At 73.4% G+C, this 25,491-nt stretch carries 26 protein-coding genes and 1 tRNA gene; 16 read left to right on the top strand and 11 right to left on the bottom strand.

Annotation, left to right across the window (positions count from 1 at the left end):
- Positions 1 to 33 precede the first annotated feature (33 nt).
- The 6 genes from ACH34S_RS15475 to mnhG are packed head-to-tail and all read left to right on the top strand — an operon-like array spanning position 34 to position 6,040.
- A complete protein-coding gene (locus ACH34S_RS15475) occupies positions 34 to 2,886 on the top strand; it encodes a Na+/H+ antiporter subunit A (protein ID WP_395953288.1) in 2,853 nt (950 codons plus the stop codon).
- Entirely contained in the window at positions 2,883 to 3,347 is a 465-nt protein-coding gene (locus tag ACH34S_RS15470) for a Na(+)/H(+) antiporter subunit C (RefSeq protein ID WP_395953287.1), read from the top strand. The genes ACH34S_RS15475 and ACH34S_RS15470 overlap by 4 nt, the downstream gene beginning before the upstream one ends.
- Positions 3,344 to 4,876 carry a Na+/H+ antiporter subunit D gene (locus ACH34S_RS15465; RefSeq protein WP_395953286.1) on the top strand — a complete coding sequence of 511 codons (1,533 nt, stop codon included), beginning with the start codon at positions 3,344 to 3,346 and terminating at the stop codon, positions 4,874 to 4,876. The genes ACH34S_RS15470 and ACH34S_RS15465 overlap by 4 nt, the downstream gene beginning before the upstream one ends.
- The gene (locus ACH34S_RS15460) at positions 4,873 to 5,427 is read left to right on the top strand and encodes a Na+/H+ antiporter subunit E (RefSeq protein ID WP_395953285.1); all 555 of its coding nucleotides are present in this window, start codon (positions 4,873 to 4,875) and stop codon (positions 5,425 to 5,427) included. Before ACH34S_RS15465 ends, ACH34S_RS15460 begins: the two co-directional genes overlap by 4 nt.
- Positions 5,424 to 5,705, top strand: coding sequence for a monovalent cation/H+ antiporter complex subunit F (locus ACH34S_RS15455; protein ID WP_395953284.1), 282 nt, complete (start codon positions 5,424 to 5,426; stop codon positions 5,703 to 5,705). The genes ACH34S_RS15460 and ACH34S_RS15455 overlap by 4 nt, the downstream gene beginning before the upstream one ends.
- Complete coding sequence (gene mnhG / locus ACH34S_RS15450; protein ID WP_395953283.1) at positions 5,702 to 6,040, top strand: monovalent cation/H(+) antiporter subunit G; 339 nt, start codon at positions 5,702 to 5,704, stop codon at positions 6,038 to 6,040. The genes ACH34S_RS15455 and mnhG overlap by 4 nt, the downstream gene beginning before the upstream one ends.
- Position 6,041: 1 nt before the next feature.
- Here the strand turns inward: mnhG and ACH34S_RS15445 are convergent, their stop codons facing one another.
- The gene (locus ACH34S_RS15445) at positions 6,042 to 6,905 is read right to left on the bottom strand and encodes a siderophore-interacting protein (RefSeq protein ID WP_395953282.1); all 864 of its coding nucleotides are present in this window, start codon (positions 6,903 to 6,905) and stop codon (positions 6,042 to 6,044) included.
- An 11-nt stretch (positions 6,906 to 6,916) separates the two neighbouring features.
- A complete protein-coding gene (locus ACH34S_RS15440) occupies positions 6,917 to 7,987 on the bottom strand; it encodes an ABC transporter substrate-binding protein (RefSeq protein WP_395953281.1) in 1,071 nt (356 codons plus the stop codon).
- Positions 7,988 to 8,138: 151 nt separating this feature from the next.
- Here ACH34S_RS15440 and ACH34S_RS15435 point away from each other — a divergent pair, with 151 nt between their 5' ends.
- The 6 genes from ACH34S_RS15435 (at position 8,139) to ACH34S_RS15410 (ending at position 13,494) form a co-directional block, all read left to right on the top strand.
- On the top strand, positions 8,139 to 9,182 hold the full coding sequence (locus ACH34S_RS15435; protein ID WP_395953280.1) for a FecCD family ABC transporter permease: 1,044 nt from the start codon (positions 8,139 to 8,141) through the stop codon (positions 9,180 to 9,182).
- The gene (locus tag ACH34S_RS15430) at positions 9,179 to 10,210 is read left to right on the top strand and encodes a FecCD family ABC transporter permease (protein ID WP_395953279.1); all 1,032 of its coding nucleotides are present in this window, start codon (positions 9,179 to 9,181) and stop codon (positions 10,208 to 10,210) included. The genes ACH34S_RS15435 and ACH34S_RS15430 overlap by 4 nt, the downstream gene beginning before the upstream one ends.
- On the top strand, positions 10,210 to 11,055 hold the full coding sequence (locus tag ACH34S_RS15425; protein WP_395953278.1) for an ABC transporter ATP-binding protein: 846 nt from the start codon (positions 10,210 to 10,212) through the stop codon (positions 11,053 to 11,055). The genes ACH34S_RS15430 and ACH34S_RS15425 overlap by 1 nt, the downstream gene beginning before the upstream one ends.
- Positions 11,056 to 11,079: 24 nt before the next feature.
- Positions 11,080 to 12,534: an MFS transporter gene (locus tag ACH34S_RS15420; protein ID WP_395953277.1), complete on the top strand. Its 1,455-nt coding sequence runs from the start codon at positions 11,080 to 11,082 to the stop codon at positions 12,532 to 12,534.
- The gene (locus ACH34S_RS15415) at positions 12,531 to 12,986 is read left to right on the top strand and encodes a MarR family winged helix-turn-helix transcriptional regulator (protein WP_395953276.1); all 456 of its coding nucleotides are present in this window, start codon (positions 12,531 to 12,533) and stop codon (positions 12,984 to 12,986) included. The genes ACH34S_RS15420 and ACH34S_RS15415 overlap by 4 nt, the downstream gene beginning before the upstream one ends.
- A gap of 133 nt (positions 12,987 to 13,119) precedes the next feature.
- A complete protein-coding gene (locus ACH34S_RS15410) occupies positions 13,120 to 13,494 on the top strand; it encodes an STAS domain-containing protein (RefSeq protein ID WP_395953275.1) in 375 nt (124 codons plus the stop codon).
- Here the strand turns inward: ACH34S_RS15410 and ACH34S_RS15405 are convergent.
- Positions 13,472 to 13,777 carry an MTH1187 family thiamine-binding protein gene (locus ACH34S_RS15405; RefSeq protein ID WP_395953274.1) on the bottom strand — a complete coding sequence of 102 codons (306 nt, stop codon included), beginning with the start codon at positions 13,775 to 13,777 and terminating at the stop codon, positions 13,472 to 13,474. The genes ACH34S_RS15410 and ACH34S_RS15405 overlap by 23 nt on opposite strands.
- Positions 13,778 to 13,789: 12 nt before the next feature.
- Positions 13,790 to 14,182 carry a hypothetical protein gene (locus tag ACH34S_RS15400; protein ID WP_395953272.1) on the bottom strand — a complete coding sequence of 131 codons (393 nt, stop codon included), beginning with the start codon at positions 14,180 to 14,182 and terminating at the stop codon, positions 13,790 to 13,792.
- 64 nt (positions 14,183 to 14,246) lie between these two features.
- Here ACH34S_RS15400 and ACH34S_RS15395 point away from each other — a divergent pair, with 64 nt between their 5' ends.
- Positions 14,247 to 15,020, top strand: coding sequence for an enoyl-CoA hydratase-related protein (locus tag ACH34S_RS15395; protein WP_395953270.1), 774 nt, complete (start codon positions 14,247 to 14,249; stop codon positions 15,018 to 15,020).
- Positions 15,021 to 15,139: 119 nt separating this feature from the next.
- Here ACH34S_RS15395 and ACH34S_RS15390 read toward each other — a convergent pair.
- Positions 15,140 to 15,213, bottom strand: a tRNA-Ile gene (locus tag ACH34S_RS15390).
- Between the two features lie 160 nt (positions 15,214 to 15,373).
- On the opposite strand from ACH34S_RS15390, the gene ACH34S_RS15385 reads away from it, so the two are divergent.
- Genes ACH34S_RS15385 through ACH34S_RS15375 form a run of 3 tightly spaced genes read left to right on the top strand, consistent with a single transcriptional unit; the run spans position 15,374 to position 18,348 of the window.
- Positions 15,374 to 16,060 (top strand): LppX_LprAFG lipoprotein, encoded by a 687-nt coding sequence (locus ACH34S_RS15385; RefSeq protein ID WP_395953268.1) that lies wholly within the window; start codon positions 15,374 to 15,376, stop codon positions 16,058 to 16,060.
- Positions 16,057 to 17,682, top strand: a complete 1,626-nt coding sequence (locus tag ACH34S_RS15380; RefSeq protein WP_395953267.1) for an MFS transporter — start codon at positions 16,057 to 16,059, stop codon at positions 17,680 to 17,682. The genes ACH34S_RS15385 and ACH34S_RS15380 overlap by 4 nt, the downstream gene beginning before the upstream one ends.
- 51 nt (positions 17,683 to 17,733) lie before the next feature.
- Complete coding sequence (locus ACH34S_RS15375; RefSeq protein ID WP_395953266.1) at positions 17,734 to 18,348, top strand: hypothetical protein; 615 nt, start codon at positions 17,734 to 17,736, stop codon at positions 18,346 to 18,348.
- Positions 18,349 to 18,408: 60 nt separating this feature from the next.
- Here ACH34S_RS15375 and ACH34S_RS15370 read toward each other — a convergent pair whose 3' ends face one another.
- Genes ACH34S_RS15370 through ACH34S_RS15345 form a run of 6 tightly spaced genes read right to left on the bottom strand, consistent with a single transcriptional unit; the run spans position 18,409 to position 25,304 of the window.
- On the bottom strand, positions 18,409 to 19,113 hold the full coding sequence (locus ACH34S_RS15370) for a 3-keto-5-aminohexanoate cleavage protein (protein WP_395953265.1): 705 nt from the start codon (positions 19,111 to 19,113) through the stop codon (positions 18,409 to 18,411).
- A gap of 24 nt (positions 19,114 to 19,137) precedes the next feature.
- Positions 19,138 to 21,105, bottom strand: coding sequence for a hypothetical protein (locus tag ACH34S_RS15365; RefSeq protein ID WP_395953264.1), 1,968 nt, complete (start codon positions 21,103 to 21,105; stop codon positions 19,138 to 19,140).
- A gap of 55 nt (positions 21,106 to 21,160) precedes the next feature.
- Positions 21,161 to 22,438 carry an adenylosuccinate synthetase gene (locus tag ACH34S_RS15360; protein ID WP_395953263.1) on the bottom strand — a complete coding sequence of 426 codons (1,278 nt, stop codon included), beginning with the start codon at positions 22,436 to 22,438 and terminating at the stop codon, positions 21,161 to 21,163.
- Positions 22,439 to 22,440: 2 nt separating this feature from the next.
- Positions 22,441 to 23,418: a hypothetical protein gene (locus ACH34S_RS15355; protein ID WP_395953262.1), complete on the bottom strand. Its 978-nt coding sequence runs from the start codon at positions 23,416 to 23,418 to the stop codon at positions 22,441 to 22,443.
- Positions 23,419 to 23,430: 12 nt separating this feature from the next.
- Positions 23,431 to 24,474: a molecular chaperone DnaJ gene (locus ACH34S_RS15350; protein ID WP_395953261.1), complete on the bottom strand. Its 1,044-nt coding sequence runs from the start codon at positions 24,472 to 24,474 to the stop codon at positions 23,431 to 23,433.
- On the bottom strand, positions 24,471 to 25,304 hold the full coding sequence (locus tag ACH34S_RS15345; RefSeq protein WP_395953260.1) for an NUDIX domain-containing protein: 834 nt from the start codon (positions 25,302 to 25,304) through the stop codon (positions 24,471 to 24,473). The genes ACH34S_RS15350 and ACH34S_RS15345 overlap by 4 nt, the downstream gene beginning before the upstream one ends.
- Positions 25,305 to 25,491: the final 187 nt, after the last annotated feature.

Below are 25,491 nucleotides of genomic sequence, written 5' to 3'. Positions count from 1 at the left end.
TCGGGGGCGCTGGCCGGGTAGATCGTCTGCGACGTGCCTGGCGCGGAGGGGGGCTGCGGCGGCGTGGTGGTGCTGGTTGTGGCGTACGCCGTCGCGGCGGTCGCCGTTCCGTGGGCGCTGGGCCGGCACGGGCGGCTGATGGCGCTCTCGGCCGCTGTGCTCCCGGCGGTGACGGCGGGGTGGGCGTTGGCGCGGGCCGGTGACGACGTCACGGCGAGTGTGGGGTGGGCGTCCGATCTGGGGCTGGCGATCGACCTTCGGCTGGACGCGCTGGCCGTGGTGATGCTGGTGCTGGTGGGCGGGGTCGGCGCGGTGGTGCTCTGTTACTCGGGCTGGTACTTCGGGCCCGGCCAGCGGCTGATGACCGGGACGCTGGTCGCGTTCGCGGGCGCCATGACCGGGCTCGTGCTCGCCGACAACCTGCTCGTCCTGTACGTGTTCTGGGAGCTGACCACTGTTAGCTCGTTCATCCTGATCGGCGCCGCCCGCCCGGACCGGGCGGAGGACAGGCGGGCGGCCGTCGAGGCGCTGCTCATGACCACGGCGTTCGGGCTGGTGATGCTGGCCGGGTTCGTGCTGCTCGGGCAGGCCGGGGGGACGTACAAGATCTCGGCTCTGCTGGCCGATCCGCCGGGCGGGGCGGCGGCCGAGGTGGGCGTGGTGCTCGTGCTGCTGGGCGCGTTCGCCAAGTCGGCGCAGGTGCCGCTGCACGCGTGGCTGCCCGCGGCGATGGTCGCGCCGACACCGGTGAGCGCCTACCTGCACGCCGCCGCGATGGTGAAGGCGGGCGTCTACCTGGTGGCGCGGCTCGCGCCCGCGTTCGCGGACACGGGCGTGTGGCGGCCGATGGTCATCGTGGCCGGGCTGGCCAGCCTGTTCGTCGGCGGGCTGGTCGCGCTGCGGCAGGACGACCTGAAACGCCTCCTCGCCTACGGGACGGTGAGCCAGCTCGGCCTCCTCATGATCCTGCTCGGGGACGGGACGCCGACGGCCGCGCTGGCGGGCGCCGCCCTGCTGCTCGCGCACGGCCTGTTCAAGGCGCCGCTGTTCCTGGCGGTCGGCGTGCTGGAGCACGAGACGGGGACGCGGCGGGCCGAGCGCCTCTCGGGAGAGGGACGGCGGATGCCGGTGCTCACGATCGCCGGGGCGGCGGCGGTCGCGTCCATGATCGGGCTGCCGCCGTTCCTGGGGTTCGTGGCGAAGGAGGCGGCGATCAAGGCGTTCGCCCATGGGGGCGCGGACGCCGCCGTCCTCGCCGGTGTGGTGACGGGGTCGGCGTTGACCGTGGCCTACGGCGCACGCTTTCTGAACGGCGCGTTCGGCGGGGCCGCAGGGGAGGGGCGGCGCGGCGAGTCGTGGGGGCTTGCCGGGCCGGTCGTGGTGCTGGCGGCGGCGGGGTCCGTGCTGGGCGTGATCCCGGGAACGGTGCAGAAGCTGGTCAAGCCCTATGCGAGAACGCTGGAGCCGGGGTCTGACTACGACCTGGCGTTGTGGCACGGGTTCGGGCTGGTGCTCGGGTTGTCCGCGCTCGGGATCGGGGTGGGCGCCGTGGTGTACTTCGCGTTCGGACGGTCGTTCCCCGCGCGCCGGGAACGGGACGTCCGGTGGCGGGTGCCGGACGTGCAGCGCGCCTACGACGGCGTGATCGAGGCTGTGCTCAACGGCGCGCACGCGGTGACGCGGCGCGTGCAGATCGGGTCGCTGCCGGTGTACCTCGGGGTGATCGCGGCGACGGTGCTCGTCCTGCCGGGGACGGCGCTGGCGGCCGGGCTGATCGGCGGGCGCGGCCCGTCCGGGCGGCTGGAAGAGCTTCGGGCCTGGGACGATCCGGTGCAGCCCGTCCTGGCCGTGGTGGTCGCCGGGTGCGCGCTCGCGGCGGTGCGGGCGCGGCGGCGGCTGTCGGCGGCGCTGCTGCTCGCCGGGGTCGGCTACGGGACGGGCGGGCTCTTCGTCATGCAGGGCGCCCCGGACCTCGCCCTCACGCTGCTCGTCGTGGAGACCCTCTCGCTGATCATGCTGGTGCTGGTGCTGCGGCGGCTGCCGGAGCGGTTCCCGCCGTGGCGCCGTACCACGCCCGGCCGCGTCGCCACCGGTGCGATCAGCCTCGGCATCGGCGGGTTCGTCGCGGTCTTCCTCGTGGTCGCGGCACTGAGCCGTGGCTCCGAACCGGTCGGGCCGCGGTACGCCGGGCCCGCGCAGGAGGAGGGGGCGAAGAACATCGTGAACCTGATCCTCGTCGAGCTGCGGGCCCTCGACACGCTCGGCGAGATCGCGGTGCTGGCCGTCGCGGCGATGGGCGTGGCCGGGCTGGTGATGGGGCGTCCCGGGGCATGGCGGCGGATCGGCCCCGAAGCGGAGGGCACGGAGGCGGGGGGAGTGGCGCGGACGCGCTGGCTCGCCACGCCCGGACGGCCACCGCTCGGCGGCTCGTCGGTCGTGCTGGAGGCGGCGGCGCGGCTGCTCGGCCCGACGATCCTGGTGTTCTCGATCTACCTGCTGATCGCGGGGCACGGGCATCCGGGCGGCGGGTTCGTGGGCGGGCTCGTCGCGGGCATGGCGTTCGTCCTGCGGTACCTGCCGGGCGGGCGGCGGGAGCTGGCGACCGCGGTACCCCTGCGTCCCACCGTGCTGCTCGGCGGCGGGCTCGGGCTGGCGGCCGCCACGGGCGCGGCGGGCTGGACGTCCGGCGGGGAGTTCCTGCGCGGCGAGATCCTGCACGCGTCCGTGCCGGTGATCGGGGACATCGACCTGCCGACCAGCCTGTTCTTCGACATCGGCGTGTACCTGCTGGTGCTCGGCCTGGTGCTGACGATCCTCACCACCCTCGGCGCGAGCCTGGAGGACGACCTCGCTGAAGAAGCCCGAGCGGGGGAGGAGAGAGCGTGAACGGGCCCGCGCTCGTCCTGGTCGTGCTCGTCGGGGTGCTGTTCGCGGCCGGGTTCGACCTGCTGATGCAGCGGTCGCTGATCCGGGTCGTGGTCGGGTTCATGCTGCTCGGGCACGGCGCCAACCTCGTCCTGCTGCTGGCGGGCGGGGCGGCGGGCACGCCGCCCATCCTCGGCGAGGGCGAGGGGCCCTCGGCGGACCCGCTGCCGCAGGCGATGGCGCTGACCGCGATCGTGATCACGTTCGGGGTCACCGCGTTCCTGCTGGCGCTCGCGTACCGGAGCCAGCTGCTCCTCGGCGCGGACGAGGTCATGGACGACGTCGAGGACCGCCGGATCTGCGCCGAACGCCGCCGCCGTCGCGAGGACGACCCGCAGGCGGAGGAGTCCGACCCGGTGGAGGAGGACCCGCGCGACAGGGACCACCAGCGGGACGGCGACGGCGGCGGGGGCCGCGGATGAACGTGCTCGTGCCGCTGCCGTTCGTGCTGCCGCTGCTCGGTGCCGCGCTGGCGATGATCAGCCGGCGGCGGGAGACGTGGCTGCGGGTGCTCGCGCCGCTGGTCGGCGCCGGTGTGGTCGCCGCCGCGGGCGGGCTGGTGGCGGCCGTCGCGCGGGACGGGGTGATCGCCGTCCAGGTGGGCGGGTGGCCCGCGCCGCTCGGCATCACGCTCGTCGCGGACCGGCTGTCGGCGCTGCTGCTCGTCGTGTCCGCCGGCGTGCTGCTGGCGATCATGCTGCATGCGGTGGGGGAGGGCGCCGGCGGGCTCGGACGGCACGAACCCGGCGTGTTCTACCCCGCCTACCTCGCGCTGACCGCCGGGGTCTGCCTGCTGTTCCTAGCCGGGGACCTGTTCAACCTGTTCGTCGCGTTCGAGGTCATGCTCGCGTCGAGCTACGTCCTGATGACGCTCACCCCGACGGCGGAGCGGATGCGGGCCGGGATGACGTACACGGTCGTCAGCCTCACGTCCTCGATCCTGTTCCTGACCGCGCTCGGCCTGACCTACGCCGCCACCGGGACGGTCAACCTCGCCGACCTGTCGGCGCGCGTGGAAGCCCTGCCCCCGGGCACCCGCTCCGCGCTCGGCATGCTGTTCCTCGTCGTGTTCGGCATCAAGGGCGCGATCGTGCCGATGCACCTGTGGCTGCCCGACGCCTACCCGGCGGCGCTCACCAAGGTCACGGCCGTGTTCGCGGCGCTGCTGACGAAGGCCGCGATCTACGCGCTGATCCGCGTCCAGACGCTGCTGTTCCCCCACGAGAACGGGTCGTGGATCATGCTGGCGCTGGCGGCCGGGACGATGCTGATCGGCACGCTCGGCGCGCTGACGCACGACGACATCCACCGGGTGTTCTCGTTCACCCTCGTCGGACATATCGGGTACATGCTGTTCGGGCTCGGGCTGTTCAGCGTCGCGGGGCTGACCGGGGCGATCCTCTATCTCGTCCACCACATCGTCGTGCAGGCGACGTTGTTCCTGGTCAGCGATCTGATGCAGGGGCGCACGGGGGAGACGTCGCTGCACCGGCTCGGCGGGCTGGCGCGGCTTTCGTCGTTCATCGCGGTGCTGTTCTTCGTCCCGGCGATGAGCGTGAGCGGGGTGCCTCCGACGTCGGGGTTCGTCGCGAAGCTGGCGCTGTTCCAGGCGGGGCTCGGCGAGGGGCGCCCGCTGGCCTATGCCGTGACGGGCGTGGCGGTGCTGGCGAGCGTCCTGACGCTGATGGCGATGTCGCGGATCTGGACGCTCGGGTTCTGGCGTCCGCGTCCCGAGGGCGTTCCCGAGCCGCCCGCCGAGCCGCCCGACGACGATTCCTACACGCGGGGCGGCGTGCGGGTGATGCAGTCGGTCACCGCCGTCATGGTCGTGGCCGGGCTCCTCATCGCGGTGTTCGCGGGGCCGCTGTCGTCGTGGAGCCGGCGCGCCGCGATCGACCTGCTCGACCCGTCCGCCTACCGGCAGGCCGTTCTCGGCGGGGAGTCCCGGTGAACGGCCTGCTCAGAGACATCGGCGGGCGGCTCGGCATGGGCGTGTGGCTGCTCGCCGTATGGCTGCTGCTCTGGGGACGGGTCGACGCCGCGACCGTGATCGGCGGCGTGGTCGTCGTCCTCATCGCCTACGGGGTGAGCAGGCTGCCCACGGTTCCGCTGGTCACGCGGGTACGGCCGGTGCCGTTCGCCAAGGCCGCGCTGGAGTTCGTGTGGGACCTGGCGGTGTCGAGCGTCGTCATCGGCTGGCACGCGCTCCGCGCACCCGGCCAGGTCAGGGGCGCCATCATCGAGGTCGACGCCCAGTCGCGCTCCGAGCTCGTCCTGCTGACGGTGACGACCAGCGTCTCGCTCCGTCCCGGCACGCTGCTGGTCGGCCTCGACTGGGAGCGCTCGCTGCTGCGCATCCACGGCATGCCCGTGCGCGGCCCGCAGGAGGCCGGCTCCATGCGGGACGGCGTGCTCCGCACGGAGCGCAGGCTGATGCGGGCCCTCGTGACCCCGTCCGACGACATCCGGGCCGACGTCCCGCCAACGGAGGAGGAGCGATGAACGCCGTCTACACCGTGACCATGGCGCTGCTGGGCGCCGCCGTCCTGATGACCGCCGTCCGGCTGATCCGCGGCCGGACGGCCTTCGACCGCATCATGGCGATGGACGTCCTGTCCGTGCTGCTGGTCAGCGGCATCGCCGTGCACGCCGCCGCCAGCGACGAGCCCGCCAACGCGACCATCCTCGTGGCGATCGCGCTGCTCGGCTTCGTGGGCTCGGTGACGGCGGCCCGCCTCGCGGCGGAACGCGCGAAGGAACGAGCGGAGGAGCGGGCGTGAGCGCGGGCGACGTGCTCACCGCCGTGCTGCTGCCCGCGGGCGCGGCGTTCTCCGCGGTGGGCGCGCTCGGCGTCCTGCGGTTCCCCGACCTGCTGACCCGGCTGCACGCGGCGACGAAGCCGCAGACGATCGGGCTCCTGCTCATCCTCGCGGGCGTCGCGCCGCAGGCCGATTCCCTCTCGGACGCCACCCCGCTGCTGCTCGTCGCCGTCTTCCAGCTGATCACCGCGCCCGTCGCGGCCCAGACCATCGGCGCCGCCGCCTACCGCAGCGGCGCCATCGACCCGGCCACGCTCACCCTGGACGAATCCTCCGATCCCGGCGACCGGGCCTGAGTCACTCCTCGGTGGCGGGGCTGCTGCCCGCGACGGCCTCGGCGAGCAGGTCCTCCTCGGTGGCGCCGCGGCGCCAGTAGCCGGTGAACGTGACGGCGCGGCGGTCCAGGCCGCGCTCCTTCACCAGGTGGCGGCGCAGCGCCTTGACGACGGCGGACTCGCCCGCGATCCACGCGTAGGCACCGTCCGGGATCTCGGCCGCGCGGACCGCGTCCGGCAGGCCGCCGGGGGAGACCCAGGTGATCTCCGCGTCGGCGGCGGTCGGCAGGTCCTGGCGGTCCTCCGGGTACGGGACGTCGATCCAGACGCGGGCCGGGGTCCCGGCGGGCAGCCAGGCGAGGTTGCCGGCGATGGCGGGTAGCGCGGTCAGGTCACCGGCCATGACGACCGGGCCGCCGGGCGGCGGGCGGAAGTCGTAGCCGCCGTTGTCGGCACCGGTCGGGCCGAGGGCGGCGACGCGGTCGCCGCGCTGTGCTGTCTCTGCCCAGGACGCGGCGGGGCCCGACCCGCCCTCGGAGTGCAGCGCGAAGTCGACGTCGAGCTCGCCGGGGCGCAGGTCGCGGACGGTGTAGGACCGCATGATGCCGCGCTCGGCCGGGTCCAGCGCCCGCCAGTCGGCGAACCAGGTCTCGCCGCCGAGGCTGTCCGGCATCACGGGCGCGTCCTGGTGCGGGTGCGGGAAGAACAGCTTCATGCGCTGGTCGCGTCCCGCGGTGACGAAACGGTCTGAGCCGTTCCCGTTCCCGGATCCGTTCCCATCCAGGCACGGGCCGCCGTAGGTGATCCGCATCATGGACGGGCCCAGCCGCTCTGAGCGCAGGACGTGCAGGTCGAAGAAGGCGTAGGGGTGAGCCGGACTCGTCATGGCGCAGCCTTTCAACCGGTCTTCTTGGCGGAGGTGATGGACGCGGCGAGCGCCTCCAGGATCGGCGCGCACCCGGCGTAGGAGAAGCGGGGCTCGGGTTGCCACGGGATGACCTGGCCGGCCTTCACCGCGGGCAGTTCCTTCCAGGACGGCTTGGAGCCGAGGTCCTTCGGCTGCAGCGCCTGCGTCCGGGAGTCGAGCATGATGACGTCGGCCTTGTACTTGGCGGCGTTCTCCCAGCTCAGCTCCTCGAAGTAGCCGTCCTTCCCGACCTTGTCCGGGACGATCAGGTCGACGCCCAGCTCCTTGAAGTAGATGAGGTCGGTGTTCTTGGCCGGGCTGGAGGCGTAGAACAGGTCGGGGCTCGCGGACGCGGCCAGCACCTTCAGGCCGGCGTTGGCCTTCGCCGCGGCGCGCACCGCCTCGACGGCCTTGTCGAACCGCGCCTTCGCGGCGGTGACCTTCGCGGACTTCAGGTCGGCGCCCAGCGCGGCGGCGAGGGCGGCGGTCCGCTCGATCGGCTTCGGCAGCGGGACGGCGCCGGTGGAGATGCCGGCGCTCGGCGCCAGCGCGAAGATCTTGTCCTTGCTCTCTGCCGGAACGTAGAAGAGCTGGTTCTGGAGGAACATGTTGTCGACGAGGAGGTCGGGGCGGAGCGCCGCGTACTTCTCGATGTTGAACTCGCCGTAGGCGTTGCCGATGATCTCCAGCCGGTCGACGGGCAGGTCACCGGCCTGCGGGTCGGGCCTGCCGTCCTTCAGCTTCGTCGGGCCGTACACGCCGACGAGCTGCCGGTCGATGCCGAAGTCGTACAGCGCGGCGGCGGCGCCGACGTAGCCGACGACGCGCTGGGGGCGCGCCTTGAGGTCGATCTTCGTGCCGCGGTCGTCGGTGAACGTCCACGCGCCGCCGCCCGATCCGGCGCCGCTTCCGGTGCCGCTGTCGCCGCCGCACGCGCTGATGAGGGCGCCGACGGCGACGGCGCCGCCAGCGCTGAGCAGGCCGCGCCGGGTGAGGCCCGTGCCCGGGACGGCGCCGCGGACGGTGCTGCGCGAACGATGACGGGACCCGATAAATGACATTTCGGACGTTCTCCATGAATCAACTACGATGGCCGCATTCCGGCCGATGCGTGCTTAGGTTAACCTAACCTAAGTCTTCGCCCCAGAAAGGGGGCCCGGCCCGTCGCCGCCGCGACGGGGGGTCCCTGGAACGTTCCCCGGAGTCCGCCGAGTGTTGCTGACCAAACCCCCGCCGCCCTCCGCGACGGCCGCCGAGCGGGCACCGGGCCCGCGGCGTGCTGCCGGGCTCGCCGGCGCGGTGCTGTTCCTGCTGGCCGTCGTCCTGCTCAGCCTGGCGGTCGGGGCGAAGCCGCTGTCGCTCGGCGAGGCATGGGACGGGCTCTTCCACGGCGACTCGGCCGCGTACACGATCGTCCACGAGATGCGGCTCCCGCGGACCGTGCTGGGGCTGCTCGCGGGCGTCGCGCTCGGCCTCGCCGGCGCGGTGATGCAGGCGACGACCCGCAACCCGCTCGCCGACCCCGGCCTCCTCGGCATCAACGCGGGCGCCGCGGCCGCCGTCGTGTCGGCGATCTCGTTCCTCGGCGTGACGTCGTTCACCGGCTTCGTGTGGTTCGCGTTCGCGGGCGCCGGGGCGGTCGCGGTGCTGCTCTACGCGGTCGGCGGCGGGCGCGGCGCCACCCCGGCGCGGCTCGCGCTGGCCGGGTCCGCGCTGAACGCCGCGCTGTTCTCCTACGTCAGCGCGGTGCAACTGCTCGACACCGCGTCCCTCGACCGCATGCGCTTCTGGACGGTCGGCTCCCTCGCCGCCGCGCAGAACTACACCATCGTGCGCGTCGCACCGTTCGTCGTGGTGGGGCTGGTGGCGGCGCTGCTGCTCGCGCGCCCGCTGAACGCGATGGCGATGGGCGACGACGCCGCCCGCTCGCTCGGCGCCGACCCCGGCCGCGCCCGGATCGTCGCGATCGTCACGGTGACGCTGCTGTGCGGCGCGGCGACGGCGGCCTGCGGGCCGATCATCTTCGTCGGGCTGATGGTGCCGCATCTCGTCCGCGCGCTGACCGGGCCCGACCTGCGCTGGCTGCTGCCGTACTGCGCGGTGCTCTCGCCCGCGCTGATGCTCGCGGCGGACGTCATCGGACGCGTCGTCGTGCGCCCGTCCGAGCTCCAGGTCGGGATCGTGATGGTCGTGGCGGGCGGCCCGGTGTTCCTGTACTTCGTGCGCCGTCCCGGCAGCAAGGCGGTGTCCACGTGACGGTCATCCGGACGCCCGGTGGGCTGTCGTTCCGGTTCCGCGCGCGTGCGCTCGCCGTCGCGGCCGCCTGCCTGGCCGTGGCGCTCGGCACGGGCGTGCTGCTCATCGGCAGCGGCGACTTCCCGATGAGCCCGGCCGACGTCGTCCGGACGCTGCTCGGGCAGGGCACGCCCGCCGACTCCCTCATCGTGAACCAGATCCGGCTGCCGCGCGTGGCGGCGGCGCTCGCGGTCGGCGCCGCGCTGGGGCTGGCGGGGGCGATCTTCCAGTCGCTCGTCCGGAACCCGCTCGGCAGCCCCGACATCCTCGGCTTCACCCAGGGCGCCGCGTCCGGCGTGCTCGCCGTGATCGTGCTGACCGGTGCGGGCAGCGCCGCGGTCGCGGCCGGCGCGGCGGGCGGCGGGCTCGCGACCGGCCTGGTCGTGTACGCGGTGGCCGGACGGCGCGCCGCGCACGGGCAGCGGCTCATCCTCGTCGGCATCGGCGTCGCCGCGATCCTCACCGGCGTGAACGGCTACCTGCTCACGCAGGCGCAGATCACCGACGCGGCCCGCGCCGTGCTGTGGCTCACCGGCAGCCTGGACGGCCGCGACTGGTCGGACACCGCGCCCGTGCTCGCCGCGCTCGCCGTCCTCGGGCCGCTCGTGCTCGTCGGCTGCGGGCGTGCGCTGCGGATGCTGGAGATGGGCGACGACGCGGCGCACGGGCTCGGCGTCCCCATCGAGCGCGTCCGGCTGATCATGCTGGGCGCCGCCGTGCTGCTCACCTCGCTCGCCGCGGCGGCGGCCGGGCCGGTCGCGTTCGTCGCGCTGACCGCGCCGCAGCTCGCCCGGCGCCTCACCCGCACGACCGGACCCAACCTGCTGCCCGCGGCGTGCATGGGCGCGGCGCTGCTGGTCGCCGCCGACTGGGTCGCGCAGCGCGCGTTCCCCGGCCACCAGCTCCCGGTCGGCGTGGTGACCGGGCTCCTCGGCGGCGGATACCTGGTCTGGCTCCTCGTGACCCAACGCAAGACGGGACGGATCTAGTGACGGACGAAAAGGCGCGGCTCACCGGCTCGGGGCTCACCCTCGGCTACGACAGGCGCACCATCACCGAAGACCTCGACGTGGCCATCCCGGACGGGTCGTTCACCGTGATCGTGGGCCCGAACGCGTGCGGCAAGTCGACGCTGCTGCGCGCGCTGGCGCGGATCCTGAAGCCGTCCGCCGGGACGGTCGTGCTGGACGGCAGGCCCATCGCCGGCTGGCCCGCCAAGAAGCTCGCCCGGACGCTCGGGCTGCTGCCGCAGTCGTCGATCGCGCCCGAGGGCATCACGGTCGCCGACCTGGTGTCGCGCGGCCGGTACCCGCACCAGAGCCTGCTGCGCCAGTGGTCGAGGGAGGACGAGCGGGTCGTCGCCGAGTCGATGGCCGCGACCGGCGTCGCGGACCTCGCGTCCCGCGCGGTGGACGAGCTGTCCGGCGGCCAGCGGCAGCGCGTGTGGATCGCGATGGCGCTGGCCCAGCAGACGCCGCTGCTCCTGCTGGACGAGCCGACGACCTATCTCGACATCGCGCACCAGATCGAGGTCCTCGACCTGTGCGCGCGGCTGCACGAGGAGGGCCGCACGGTCGTGGCCGTCCTGCATGACCTCAATCACGCCGCCCGCTACGCCACGCACCTGATCGCGATGCGCGACGGCCGGATCGTCGCCGAAGGCGACCCGTGCGAGGTGGTGACGTCCTCGCTGGTCGAGGACGTCTTCAAGCTCCCGTGCCGCGTGATCGACTGCCCGGAGACGGGGACGCCGCTGGTCGTCCCCGCCGCCCGCGGCCGGGGCCCCGCCCGCACGGAGGAAGCCGAAATGGTTGTAGAATTCCAATCGTTGTAGGGGTACAACGATCGGAGGCGCCGCATGCCAGAGCTCAGCCCCCGGCGCCGGATCGCCGTGCTGGCCATCTGCTGCATGAGCCTGTTCATCATCAACCTCGACAACACGATCCTGAACGTCGCGCTCCCGACCCTGCACGACGACTTCGGCGGCTCGCTGTCCGGCCTCCAGTGGACGATCGACGCCTACCTGATCGTCCTCGCCTCGCTGCTCATCCTGTCCGGCTCGACCGCCGACCGGCTCGGCCGCCGCCGCGTGTTCCACATCGGGCTGGGGCTGTTCGTCACCGGGTCCGTGCTGTGCAGCCTCGCGCCGTCGCTCGGCTGGCTCATCGCCGCCCGCGTCGTGCAGGCGATCGGCGGGTCCATGCTCAACCCCGTCGCGATGTCGATCATCACGAACGTGTTCACCGAGCCGCGCGAGCGGGCCCGCGCCATCGGTTTCTGGGCCGGCACCGCCGGGCTGAGCATGGCCCTCGGGCCGCTGGTCGGCGGGCTGCTGGTCGACTCCGTCGGCTGGCGCGCGATCTTCTGGCTGAACGTGCCGATCGGGCTGGCCGCGTTCGCGCTGACCGCGCTGTTCGTCCCCGAGTCCCGCGCGGCGCGCCCCCGCCGCCCCGACCCGATCGGCCAGCTCTTCCTGATCACCTTCCTCGGGACGCTGACGTTCGCCATCATCGAGGCGCCCGGACGCGGCTTCACCGACCCCGTCGTCTACGGCGCCGCGCTGATCTCCGCCCTGGCGCTCGCCGGGTTCGTGCGGCACGTGCTCCGCGTCCCCGAACCGCTGATCGACCTGCGGTTCTTCCGCAGCGTCCCGTTCTCCGGCGCCGTCGTCATCGCGGTCACCGGCTTCGCGGCGTTCGGCGGGTTCCTCTTCCTCAACACCCTCTACCTGCAGAACGTCCGCGGGCTGTCCGCGCTGGAGGCCGGGCTGTACCTGCTGCCGATGGCCGCCGCGACCGCCGTGTGCTCCCCGCTCGCCGGCCGGCTGGTCGGCAGCCGCGGCCCGCGCCTGCCGCTGCTGCTCGCCGGGACGGCGATGCTCGCCAGCGCGCTGCTGTTCGCCGCGTTCGACGCCGAGACCCGCGACGCCACCCTGTTCACCGGATACGTGCTGTTCGGCGTCGGGTTCGGCATGCTGAACTCGCCGATCACCTACACGGCCGTGTCGGGGATGCCGCGCGCGCAGGCCGGGGTGGCCGCCGCCGTCGCCTCCACCAGCCGGCAGGTCGGCAGCGCGCTCGGCGTCGCCGCGCTCGGCGCGGTGCTCGCCGCCGGGCTCTCCGGCACGCACGCCGGGCCCGGCTTCGTCGCGGCGGCCCGCCCGGCATACTGGGCGATGGTCGGCTGCGCCGCCGCCGTCCTCGTCCTCGGGGCCGTCACCACCGGCCGCCGTGCCGCCCGCAGAACCGCCGGCCTCGTCGAGTCGGAAGAACAGGCAGACCAGTTCCACGCAACGGAGGCGAGCGCCCGATGACCGAGCCGGCCGTGCGATCCCACGACCGCGCCAGCGCCGAGATGGCGGAGCGCACGTGGCGCAACCTGCGCGTCCTGCTGCTGGAGCGCGGCGACCGGCGGCGCGAGGCCACCGAGGCGCTCGGCATGAGCTTCTTCCGGATCAAGGCGCTGCGCCGCATCGCCGCCGCGGCCGAGCCGATGACGCTGCGCGACCTCGCCGACGCCCTGCTCACCGACCGCCCCTACACCACCCTCGTGGTGGACGACCTCGTCGGCCGCGGGCTGGTGGAGCGGTCCCCGAACCCGGCCGACCGCCGCTCCAAGCTCGTCACGGTGACCGAGACCGGCCGCGCCGCCGCGGCACGGGCCGAACGCATCCTCGACACGCCGCCGCCGTCCCTCTACGACCTTCCGGCCGACGAGCTGGCCGTCCTCGACCGCGTCACCGCCCGCCTCATCACCGACGACTGACGCGCCCGTGCCGCACCCTTCTCCAGACGGGCCCCCGAACGTTCCCCCCGGCCGCCGTTCACCTGACACGGCGGGCCGCGGGCGAGCATCATGGCCCACGGCGCACCGATCCCGCCGGACGTTGGGGGAGTCCATGACCACCGTCGACATGGTCGTCATCGAGGGCGACCGGCACACGACCGTCCTGCTGTCGGGGGAGATGGACAGGGCGTCGTGTCCCGAGGTCCGGTCGCGGCTCGGGGAGCTGGTGCACCGCCCGCTCGTCCTGGACGTCTCCGGAGTCGAGTTCTTCGACGCCGACGGCCTGCGCACCCTCCACCAGTGCGCGTGCAACTGCCAGGCCGAGGGCACCGCCCTGGCGCTGGTGGGCATGCGCCCGTTCCCCGCCAGGCTCTGCCGGATTCTCGGCCTCGACAAGCACATCCCGATGTGCGCGTCGACCGAGGAGGCCCTCTGGTGCCTGCTGCCCCGCTCGGACGACGAGATCAGGGACTGGCTCTCCGGCTGAGGTGCCTCTCCACCGACTCGACCTTGGCCTCCAGCGCGCCCGTCACCCCGGGCCGCATGTCGGCCTTGAGGACCAGGCTCACCCTCGGCGCCCGCGCCGCGACCGCGTCGGCGGCGGCCTTCACCACGGCCATGACCTCGTCCCACTCGCCCTCGACGGTGGTGAACATCGCGTCGGTCCGGTTGGGCAGCCCGCTCTCGCGCACCACCCGCACCGCCTCCGCGACGAGCTCGCCGACCTCCTCGCCCGTGCCGAGCGGAGTCACCGAGAACGCGACGAGCATGGAACGCACCCCCTAGGGCTGAAGGACCTGCCGTACCACGATCTCATCCAGCCGCCGCTCGACGATCACCCCCACCGGCCAGTCGCGCACCAGGCAGCGCAGCAGCGCCGCCTCGTGCTCGGCGAACGACGGGTCGCAGCCCTGCTGCTCAAGGCTGGACCTGATCGCCAGGACGTAGTCGTCGACCGTGAACCCGGGGACGTCCCGGACCATCGCGGTGGTCGTCGCGCGATGGGAGTTGAGCCCGGCGAACGAGCGGCCGCAGCCGCAACCGCCGTCCGGGTCGTCCCGGTCTTTCGCGCAGACCAGCCCGATATGGACGAGCTCGCCTTCGACGCACCAGTCGAAGTCGTTGTCGCGGAATCCCTGGCTGGAGTTGGTGGCGGTGAGCAGCTTCAAGGCCATACCCCCTCGGTGCGTCCGATGACCCGCCCACGGTACGACGAGGGTCTGACGTAACGTCGAGAGCATGAGCGAAGACGAAGACGTCCTGGTTCAGCGCGACGGCCCGTTCACCACGATCACGATGAACCGGCCGCGCCGCCGCAACGCCCTCTCCCGCGCCTTCCTCCTCACGCTGACCAGCGCGTTCGAGGAGGCGGGCGGCACCGGCGCCCGCGGCGTCATCCTCGCGGCGAACGGCCCGGTCTTCTCGGCCGGTCACGATTTCGCCGACATGGCCGGGGCGTCGCACGCCGACGTCCGCGACCTCCTCAGGATCTGCACCGACCTGATGCGGACGATCCAGTCGATCCCGCAGCCGGTGGTGGCCCGCGTCCACGGCCTCGCGACCGCGGCCGGCTGCCAGCTCGTCGCGAGCTGCGACCTGGCCGTCGCCGCCGAGAGCGCCGGGTTCGCGGCGCCGGGCGGCAAGGGCGGCTGGTTCTGCCACACCCCGCTCGTCGCGATCTCGCACAACATCGGCCGCAAGCGCGCCGCCGAGATGGCCCTCACGGGCGAGGTGTTCGACGCCGCCACCGCCGCCGACTGGGGCCTGATCAACTACGCGGTCCCGGACGGCGAACTCGACGAGGCGACCCACGAACTCCTCCAGCGCGCCACCCAGGGCAGTCCCCGCAGCAAGGCCCTCGGCAAACAGGCGATGTACGCGCAGTTCGACCGCCCGGAACAGGACGCCTACGCCTACGCGATCGAGGTGATGGCCGCCTCGGCCCTGACCCCGGAGGCACAGGAGGGCATGACCGCCTTCCTGGAAAAGCGCCACCCCGACTGGCCCGCCTAGCCCAGCGGGAGGCCATGAGGGCGGAGCCCCCACATCGGGGGTCTGGGGTCGTCCCCCAGATGGACACTCCGAAAGAGCGACGGCCCGCGCATTCCGCGGGCATTCCTTCCCCGGCTCTGTAGGGCGGGCGGGACTCGAACCCGCGACCGGGAGATTATGAGTCTCCTGCTCTGACCAGCTGAGCTACCGCCCCGAGGCGCCCCCCGGTGACGGTGGGGGTGTGGCCGTCTGTCATCTTAGCGGCGGGCCCTTCCGGGGGACCACTGTGAAAGGCGATGTCCTCCTTCTGGCCGGGCGATGTCATACCTGGTACCGAGTGACGGGTGCGGGTACCCGTCGGTAGGGTCCGCGTTATGTCCAGACGCATTCTCGTCCTCGTCCTGCTGCTGCCGGGGCTGCTGTTCGCCGGGGCCTGTGACGACGGCGGGTCCGGAAAGCCCGCGAAGAAGGCGGATTTCGACGCCGCGCAGACGGTGCGGCAGGCCGCGCAGGCCATGGGGACGGTGCAGAGCACGGCGTTCGTCATGAAGTCGGAGGGCAAGACCCCGGTCACGGTGAAGGGCGGGGACCTGAAGCTGCTCCGCGGCGGGGACGCGGAAGGGACGCTGACGGTCGAGCAGCAGGGCCAGAACATCGAGATGAAGGCCGTCGCGCTGGGCGACAGCGTCTACCTGGACGCGGGGACCGGCGGGTGGCGGAAGCTGCCGAAGGCGCTGGCGGCGACCATGTACGACCCGTCGGCGGTGCTGGATCCGGAGCGGGGCATCTCCAAGCTGCTGGCGTCGGTGACCTCGCCGCAGGCGCAGGCGGTGGAGACCGTGGACGGCAAGGAGACGAACCGGGTCGCCGCGAAGCTGCCGAAGGCGCAGCTCGCGGCGCTGATCCCCGGCATCGACGCGGACCTGGACGGGCAGCTGTGGGTGAACCGCACCGATCACCGCCTGGTGAAGGTGCGGGCCGCGTTCCCGCAGGGGCAGGGCGCGGTGGTGATCTCGTTCACCGAGTTCGACGCCCCGTACAAGATCAGCGCGCCGAAGTGAGCGAGCGGCGCCGGGTCGCCATCGGGGCGGGCGGCGCGGTGGTGCTGCTGGCTGCGCTGGACGCCTACGTCGTCACGACGATCCTGGTGCCGGTGGTGAAGGACCTCGGCGTCCCGATCAACCGGCTGGAGCGGGTGACGCCCGTCCTGACCGGGTTCCTGCTGGGCTACGTGGCGGCGATGCCGCTGCTCGGGCAGCTGTCGGACCGGTTCGGGCGGCGTCCACTGCTGCAGGCGTGCCTGGTGTTCTTCGCGGCCGGCTCGGTGGTGACGGCGCTGGCGGACGGCGTGCCGCTGCTGACGGCGGGACGGGTCGTGCAGGGCGTCGCGGGCGGTGCGCTGCTGCCGGTGACGATGGCGCTCGCCGGCGACCTCTGGGACGAGCGGCAGCGTCCAGTGGTGCTCGGCGCGGTCGGGGCGGCGCAGGAGCTGGGCAGCGTGCTCGGCCCGCTGTACGGGGCGGGCATCGCGGCGGTCGCCGACTGGCGGGCGATCTTCTGGATCAACGTGCCGCTGGTGGCGGGGGCGATGGCCGCCGTCCAGTACGCGGTGCCGGGCGGGCGCGGGAAGGGCGAAGGGCCGCGGCCGGGTGTCGACGTGGTGGGCGGGCTGCTGCTGGCGCTGGGGCTCGGTCTGCTGGTCGTGGGCGTCTACAACCCAGAACCGCAAGAGTCGGCGCTTCCTTCATGGGGCCTGCCCGTACTCGCGGCGGGGGCGGTCGTGCTCGTGGTGTTCGTGCTCTGGGAGATCAGGGCGCGGACGAGGCTGCTCGATCTGGCGGGCGTCCGGCGGGGTCCGCTGCTGGCGACGCTCGGCGTGAGCCTGCTGTCGGGCGCCGCGCTGATGGTGACGCTGGTGGACGTCGTCCTGGTCGCGCAGACCGTCCTGGACAAGGACGCCACGGAGGGCGCGCTGCTGCTGACCCGGTTCCTGGTGGCGCTGCCGATCGCGGCGGTCGCCGGCGGGCTGCTCGCCAGGCGGGTGGGGGAGCGGTGGCCGATGGCCGCGGGCATGGCGCTGTCCGCGGTGGGCTACCTGCTGATCGCGGCGTGGCCCGCGGACCTGGCGAACGCCTCGTACGGTCCGCTGCCGCGGATGGACGCCGATCTCGTCGTGACCGGCCTCGGGCTCGGGCTGGTGATCGCGCCGGCGTCGTCGGCGGCGCTGGGCGCCGTCCCGGCGGCGCGGCACGGCGTCGCGTCGGCGGCCGTGGTGGTGGCGCGGATGATGGGGATGCTGCTCGGCATCTCCGCGCTGTCGGCGTGGGGCCTCCACCGCTTCCACGCGCTGACCGCCGACCTGAAACCGCCGCTGCCGTTCCTGATGTCGAAGGACGAGTTCGCCCGCCAGCTCAAGATCTACAACGCGGCCGTGGACGACGCGCTGCGCACCGAGTACCAGGAGATCTTCTGGATCACGGCCGGGCTGTGCGTGCTGGGCGCGGTGCTCGCGCTCGCCGCAGGCGGCGCGGGGCGCGGCACGCGCCGGGACCGTCCCGGAGAACCGGACCCTGACCGAATTCGGCCATCAAACGGGCATACCGGCCGGGATCTCGGAAAGGAATCGCCTACAGGTCAGGTGCCGAGCGACGGGCTCGGGAATATCCTGGGAAAAGACGGCTAAAGAAGGCTGAGGCCTCTTGCCGGGAGGGCACTCCCCGGGGAGGTGACGCAGGTGCGCAGGACCGGCATCGGCGGCGGAGGCACGCCGCTCGCCAGGGTCCGCCGGCGGCTCGGCCTGGAGCGCAACGAGCTGCGCCGCCGGGTCGACCGCGTGCAGCGGGCCATCGCCCTCGGATTGCTCGTGCTGCTGCTCGCCGCGGCCCCGCCGCTCGCCGCGTGGGCCGTGTCGTGGTCCTACGACGCGGGCACCCGCGCGGAGAACGCCGAGCGGGCGAACCGCCGCCAGGTCGTCGCCACGGTCACCGCCACGGGCGGCATCGGCTCGTCCGGCGACCGCTACATCCACGAGACCGTCCAGGCGACCTGGCCCGGCGCGGACGGCAAGCCCCGCGTCGGGACGCTGCCGAGCTGGAAGAACGCCAAGGCCGGCGCGCAGCGGACGATCTGGATCGACCGCGAGGGCGACCCGACCGTGCGTCCCCGCCCGCACAGCCGCACGGTGACCGACGCCGCCTACGCGGGCGCCGCGACCGTCCTCGCCTGCGGGGCGCCGGTGCTGCTCGCCTACGTTCTCGTCCGGCGCCGCTGCGACCGGCACCGCGACGCGCTGTGGGAGGCCGACTGGGAGCGGATGGACGCCGACGCCGGCCACAACCCCCGCTCCTGACCAATAGGCGTCGAGCGGAGCTCGTCCTTTGAATGGTGGTGGGTGGGGGCTGGAGGACGGTTAGGCGGGAAGCAGGGCGCGGGCCGTCTGGATCAGGGTCGCGTTGTCGGCGGCGGGCGCCCCGTCGGGCAGGACGAGCGTGTCCTCCAGGCCGATGCGGACGTCCAGGTTCAGCCGGACGGCGAGCCGCAGGACGGGCCACGCGCCGCCCTCCTCCCCGTGCAGCAGCACCGGGCGGCCGTGCCTGGTGCCGAGCTCGTGCAGCAGCGCCTTCGCCGTGCCGGTCGCGGTCTCCGGGTCGGGGTCGGTGACCTCGGCGAGGATCCGGAGCACGTGGTGGGCGTGCGGCCAGCGCAGGAACCGGTCGGCGCCGTCGGTGCCGGAGAAGATCCCGGCCTCGATGGCGACGCCCCGTTCGAACAGCGCCTCGGCGACCAGCTCGGCGCCGTCCTCGTGGAAGTTCACCGAGGCGTGGTCGGGCGCCACCGGCCAGGAGCGGATCTTCGCGGCGCGCTCGACCGGGTCGGGCTCGGTCCATTCGCCGGTGGTCACGCCGACCTGGATCGACGGGGTGGCCGCGCGGACGGCGGAGACCGCCGCCGCGACATGCGCCGGGTCGACGGTCTCGGCACCGGAGTCGTCCCTCGGGTGCACGTGCGCGTCCTGCGCGCCGACGTCGACGGCGGCGCGGACCGCGGCGGCGATCTCCTCCGGCGAGACCGGGACGCCTTCGGTCCGTCTTCCGTTCGGGCAGACCTGGAGCATGGTTCCGATCATCTCAGGTAGGGGTCAGGGCGTGATGACGCAGGGTCCTCCGCCGCAGACGTCCACGACCCTGCCGGTGGTGAGGAACACCGCCTTCTGGCGGCGCGCGCCGGCGTTGCCGCGGGGGTCCGAATGCGGGTCGCGGCCCGCCGCCGGGGGCGTGTTCGTCAGCGGCGGGACGGGCGACCCGCTGTCCCAGACGACCATGGCGGACCCGGCGTAGGACGAGCCGAACGTCCGGATCCCCCAGTAAGGCTCCTTGTCGGGGCTGCGGCCCGCCGTGACCACCGGGGCGTGGACGCGGGCGCCGATCGTCCTGGCCTGGACCTCGGCGGCCACCGGCGCGACCTGGTGATCGCCGAACGCGACGTGCATCAGCACGCGGTGCTCCGGCGTGCGCGGCAGCGGATCGTCCGTCATGTGCCAGGCGTACCCGTTGTTCTCGGCGCGGTCCCACAGCATCTGGATCAGCGCGAGGGCGATCTGCTGGTCGAGCTTGTCCGGGTAGGAGAGGTCGAGCACGCGCCCGAACTGGGTGAAGGCGGAGCTGCGGTTCAGGAGCGTGGTGTAGTTCATCCCCGGGACGCCGAGGACCGCGCGGCGGATGTCGGGGGACACAGCGGTGAGCGCGCCGCCCATGATGCCGCCCTGGCTGTTCCCGTCGTAGGCCAGCCCGGCCCGGTGGTCGATCAGCGACCGGCCGGCGCCGTCCTGGAACGCCTCGTGGCCGCCGAAGCCGCGGGTCATCGCGCGGCCGAGGAAGGTGAAGCCGAGCAGGCTCTGCTGGAGGCGGTCGGCGACCGTCCGGAAGCGGGTGAGGTCGCCGAGCGCCGCGACGACGTTCGGGACGTCCTCGTCCGCCATGCCGATCCACTTGGTCGCGCAGAACATGAAGCCGTGCTCGGCGGCCATCGCCTTGACGTTCCCCGCGCCGACCTCGCGCTCGCTGCCGAGCAGGCCGTGCCCGTAGAGGGCGGGACGCGCGGGTCTCTCGAACGCCGACCTCGGGATCTCGCACTGGAACGGGACGGGCTGGGTGTTGCCCGGCAGCCGGGCGGGCATGCCGTCCCGGCCGCGATGGAGGGACGATCCGGGCGGGCCGCCGGGCAGGTTCAGGTAGCTCGGCGCGTGGACGAATCCCTTCACCTCGCGGGCGATCTCGTCGTCGACGTCGTCGGTCACCTGCGTCACCGTGAACGGCGGCGAGCGGCGGCCGAGGTCGCGGAGCGCCTCGTCGCGCATGTGGAGCACCTGGCCGGTCAGGCTCTGGCGGCTCGCGACGGTGAAGTCCCAGGCCAGGTAGAGGCCGTCGCGGCTCACGCCGCCGCGTTCGAGCTCCGCGAGGACCCGGCGCTCCTGCCGCTGCCGCTCGGCGAGCGGGTCGCCGGACGGCAGCCGCGGCCCGAGGATCCTCGCGAACGCGGCGTTCGGCTCGATCAGGTTCCCGGACGCGTCGCGCAGGTTCCGCAGCGCGACCGCGTACCGGTGCCCCTCCCGGAAGTTGCGCGCCGGACGGACGATCAGCGCCTTCCGGTCGCCGGGCGCGTTCGCGTCCAGTTCCGCCCAGTATGGCCAGCGCTCCCCGGTCGCGGTGTCCAGGATGACGATCGGGGCGTCGCGGCGCAGCGACGCGCCGATGTCGGTGATCGGCGCCGCGCCGCTGCGCGCCAGGTCGACGCCCGGGACGCGGCTGAGCAGCATCGACCCCGGGGAGAAGCCGTCCGCGCGGTTCCACTCCTGCGGCGAGATCGGCACGCCCAGCGCGTTCTCGACCGTCGCGCCCATGTGGACGCGGCGGCCCGTCGGGGTGCGGGCGTCGCGGACCGTGTACCAGTCGCTCGGGAACGGCAGCAGGCACGCGGCGGGGTCGATCGGGTCGCAGCCGTCACCGCCGGGATGGGCCGCCGCCGTCGTGGCGGGCGGGACGGTCAGCAGGGCGAGGGCGGCGACGATGGCCGCGAGGGACGACAGGGTGCGCTGGGGGAGACGCAACGCCCACCTCCGGAAGATCTGCGCCGTTCTGCGCGATCTTGGTCTCGGCGGGGGCTCACGTCAATGCTCGTCCGAAGGTGGCCAGACCCTTCACCGCCTTCTTGGCGGACGCGGCCGGGCCGTACGAGCGGAGCACGACCGGGGTCCGCAGGACGTCCTCGATCGTCTCCTCCGCGCGGCCCAGCGGCGCATAGCCGGGACGGGCCCGCAGCAGGCGGTGGGTGAGCGCGGCCTGGCGGTCCAGGTCGGGCGGCCCCGCCTCCAGCCGCCCGACCCGTTCGCCGTCGATCTCGTACTCCAGGCAGACGCGCAGGTCCGGACGTGCCCCTGCGACGTCCAGATGCGTGACCGCCAGGCCGTCCACGCCGCCCGTCACGTCCAGGGCGTAGCGGAGCGCGACGGCGTCGAGATGCCCGACACGGAACGCGCCCTGCCAGCGGCCCGCGAGGTTGTGCGGGTCGGGCAGGTCCGCGGTGAGCGCCGGATCTTCAGTGACGAACGGGCCGGGGCCGTGGCGGGTCGCGTACGCGCGCAGCACCCCCAGCCGCGTCGCGGACCCGGCCGCCTCGCCCGCCTCCGCCAGGAGTGTCTCCGCGTTGGCGAACGTGGTGGTCGACCAGGTCGTGTACGGGTGGAAGCCGTGCCACTCGTCCAGCAGGACGCCCTGGGCGCCCTCGAACACCACGGACCCGGTGCGGAGCAGGCGGTGCAGATGCTCCGCGCGGACGATCTCGACCCGCCCGGCGAACGCGGTGAAGGCGTCGGCGCACGCGTCGACGTCCGGAACGTCCTCGCCGGACGGGAACTCGTCGCGGTACCAGTCGCGCAACTCCGACAGGCGACGCCGGAGGCGGATCGGGGACAGGCAGTCGCCGACGCGGGGCGCGTCGGGGTGCGTTTGGGCATAGGCGACCGTCTCGCCTATGCCCATGCCGCACGACCCGTGGCGGGCCGCGCCGCGCGCCGACTCCCGCGCGCGGTTCGCGGCCCGGTGGTACGGCGTCGTCAGCAGCGCGTCCCGGTCGGCGGTGAGGCGGTCGAGCGCGTCCGCGACGCCGAGGGCCCGGAGGTGATCGGCCTCGGCGGCCAGGGCCAGCGGGTCGACCAGCATGAACCGGGACAGGTGCGTCCGGACGCCGGGCGTGAACGTCCCCGACCCGAACTGGGCGAAGGTGTGGTGGCGCCCGTCGTCCAGGACGACGTTGTGCGCCGCCTGCGCGCCCCCGTTGAACCGGACGACCGCGGCCACGGGGCCAGCCGAGCAGAGGTGGTCCACAACCGTGCCCTTGCCCGCGTCCCCGAAGCCGAGGTCGACGACGATCACGTGTCCCATGGTCAGAGACGCGTCGTCCTGGACGGGGCGCCCGGCGTGACGCCCAGCCCGGGCGGCGCGGACGACACCGCGACCGGCGCGCGGGACGCGTCCAGCCGGGCGAGGGCCCGTGACACCGACGCGCCCGCGTCCGAACCGGCCTCCTCCAGGTGCTCCAGGCCCTCCTCCAGGTCGATGGCGTCCTCGCCGAGCCCGACGGTCAGCGCGATCGTCTCGCAGACGGCGTCGAGATCGTCCAGGTAGAGGACGTTCTGGCCGAGCAGGTCGCGCCAGAAGTCCGTCAGCTCGCGGCTTCCGGCGTGGTAGGCGCCCTGGGGGATGATGAAGTACACGTCGTACATCCGCTGCAGCTCGCGGACGATCTCCGCGACCGGGACGCTCTCGTCCGGCTCGCCGCCGATCACTTTCGCGATCTCGTGCTTCTTGACCTTCGGGTACGCCAGCTCGTCCCCGATCATGAACAGGTAGCCGCGCTTGCCGCGCTTCTCGAAGCAGTCGATCGCGGTGTGCCGGGCCATGAAGTACATGGCCAGCTCGTACGACTCGCGCATCTGCCCGCCGCCCCCGCCTTCGAGCAGGATCTTGCCGAGGTCGTCGTCCATCCGGTTGTCGGCCTCGAACTGGCCGATCTGCAGCGGCGCCCGGTCGCAGGTCGCGTCGCCGACCGCGCCGAACAGGATGTGCGGGTGCTCGGCGTACCCCTTGCGCAGCAGCAGCCCGAGCAGGTCGGGGAGCTTGGTCTGCAGCGTCCGCGGCACGGTGCCCATCGAGCCGGTGACGTCGAACAGCACGCCGATCGCGAGCGACTCGGGGTGGTCGGCCGAGTCCCGGCTCTCCCGCACGGTCACGCCGCGCGGATCGAGGTCGGGGTGGACGGTGGTGGCGCCGCCGTCGGAGTAGGCGAACGCGCTGGCGCCGGTGGACGCGCGGTAGCTCGCGCGGGCGGAGTAGACGTCGGTGGACCAGTGTCCGCTTCCCATGACGGATCTCCTTCAGTGGAGGGAGGGCAGGTGGAAGGGGCGGAAGCGCCGCGGGCCGTAGAGCCGCTCCAGCAGCTCGTCGAACTCGGCCAGCAGCCGCCAGGCGTCGGACGGGCGCCGGTTCTGCGCCGGCAGCAGGCAGCCGCGGGCGAACGAGCGCATCGCCTTGGGGGCCTTGTCGCCCATCAGGCCGGTCATGCACCGGGTGGCCATGTAGAGGTCGGTGGCGGGGCTCGCCGGTCGCCGTCCGGGCACTTCGGGCGGGTACCAGCCGGCGTACCGGTCGACCATCGCGGGCACGCGCCCGGACGGGTCGACGTTCGCGTGGCAGCCGGGCACGGAGTAGCACCAGTCGACCAGGACCAGCCCGTGCTTCTCCGGGTGGATCAGCACGTGGTCGGGGAGGACGGCGCCGTGCAGGACGCCCGCGCGGTGCGCGAATCCGAGGCCGACCAGCAGCCGCCGCCACATCCAGGCCGCGTCGCGCGGGTCGACGCCGTCCGGGTACGCCTGCCCGACCTCGGTCAGGGTGTGGAAGCCGTCCAGCGCGGCGATCGCGTTGACCTGCCGCTGCGCTCCGGTCGAGGCGTCCTTGTGGCGGAACGTCTCGATGAGGCGCGGGATGTAGGGCAGGAACTTCCCGTCGCCGTCCTTCGGGAGCTGCCGGAGCGCCACGGCCTCGCGTTCGAGCAGGTCGCTGTCGCGCGGGTCGCGTGGCATCTTCAGCAGCACGTCGCGCCCGCGGGACTCCTGGCGCGCCGCGTACAGCTCGGCCAGGTCCCCGCCGATCGGGTCGCCGTCGCCCCCGGTGGCGAGGCGGTAGGAGTGCCGGCGCGTCGTGATCACCGCCGCGTCGTCGCGGGTGTAGGTGCGCCACAGCGCGTTCAGGCGGACGAACGCGTCGCGGGTGCGGCCGCCGGTCGCGTCCGGGTGGACGAGCCGCACCAGCCGCCGGTACCGCCGCGCCGCCTCGGCCTCGTCGTCCCCGAACAGATCGGCCGGCACGCGGACCCGGTCGAGCCGCGCCAGCGCGTCGTCCAGCTCGCGGTCGTTCATCTGATCTCCTCCTCCCGCGACGGCCGCAGCAAGGCGGGGTGCAGCAGGCGGGCGTCTCCGGGCCGGTAGAGCCGCGGCTTCGGGCCGCCGCGCCGGCCGCCCCGGTCGGACGTCTCGCCGGTGCTCTCCACGAACCCGGGCACGGACAGGACCTTCCGGTGGAAGTTGCCGGCGTGCAGTTCCTCGCCCCACACCGCCTCGTAGACCGAGCGCAGTTCCGGGATCGTGAACTCGGCGCCGCAGAACGCCGCCGCGAGCGGGGTGTACTCCAGCTTTCCGCGCGCCCGTTCCAGGCCGTCGGACAGGATCCGCGCGTGGTCGAAGGCCAGCCGCCGGGTCGTCCCCGGGCGCTGGCCGCCGGACTCGGTGAGGCCGAGCGCGTCCACCGGCACCCAGGCCGCGTCGGCCGCGTCGCCGCCCGCCTCCGGGTCGGGGAGCTCAGGCGCGAACGCCAGGTAGGCGACGGAGATGACGCGCATCCGCGGGTCACGGCCGGGGGAGCCGTAGGTGCCGAGCTGCTCCAGGTGCACGCGCCCGAGCACGCCGCCCTTGGCGCTGAGCCCGGTCTCCTCGGCCAGTTCGCGGACGGCGGCGTCCGGCAGGTCCTCGGCGTCGGTGCCCTGGAGCGGGCCGCCCGCCTGGACGAACCCGCCGGGCAGCGCCCACATCCCGGCGTACGGGGCGTTCCCGCGCCGTACCAGCAGCACGTGCAGCGCGCCGTCGCGGATGGTGAGGGCGACCACGTCCACGGTCACGGAGACCGGGTCGTAGTCGCGCGGGTCGTAGTTCGCGAGGAACTCGCTCTCGTCGCGCCCAGGATCCGGAGTCATCCCGCACCCCTCCACTGTTGATCTCGAACCGAGTAAATCTCTAACTGAGTTCATCTCAAGTTGAGTACAACATAGCCCGGACCGGTGCGGGTGTCCAGCCCTTATCGTGCGGAGATGCGAAGCGGGCGCCGCTCCCGTCCGGGAGCGGCGCCCGCTACGTTTGGCAAAACCTTACGAAACCGACTTT

It is taken from the genome of Actinomadura sp. 3N508 (assembly GCF_044326375.1).
Lineage (GTDB): Bacteria > Actinomycetota > Actinomycetes > Streptosporangiales > Streptosporangiaceae > Spirillospora.
The sequence above is the reverse complement of the archived record's forward strand: the minus strand, read 5'-3'. Positions and strand labels throughout refer to the sequence as shown.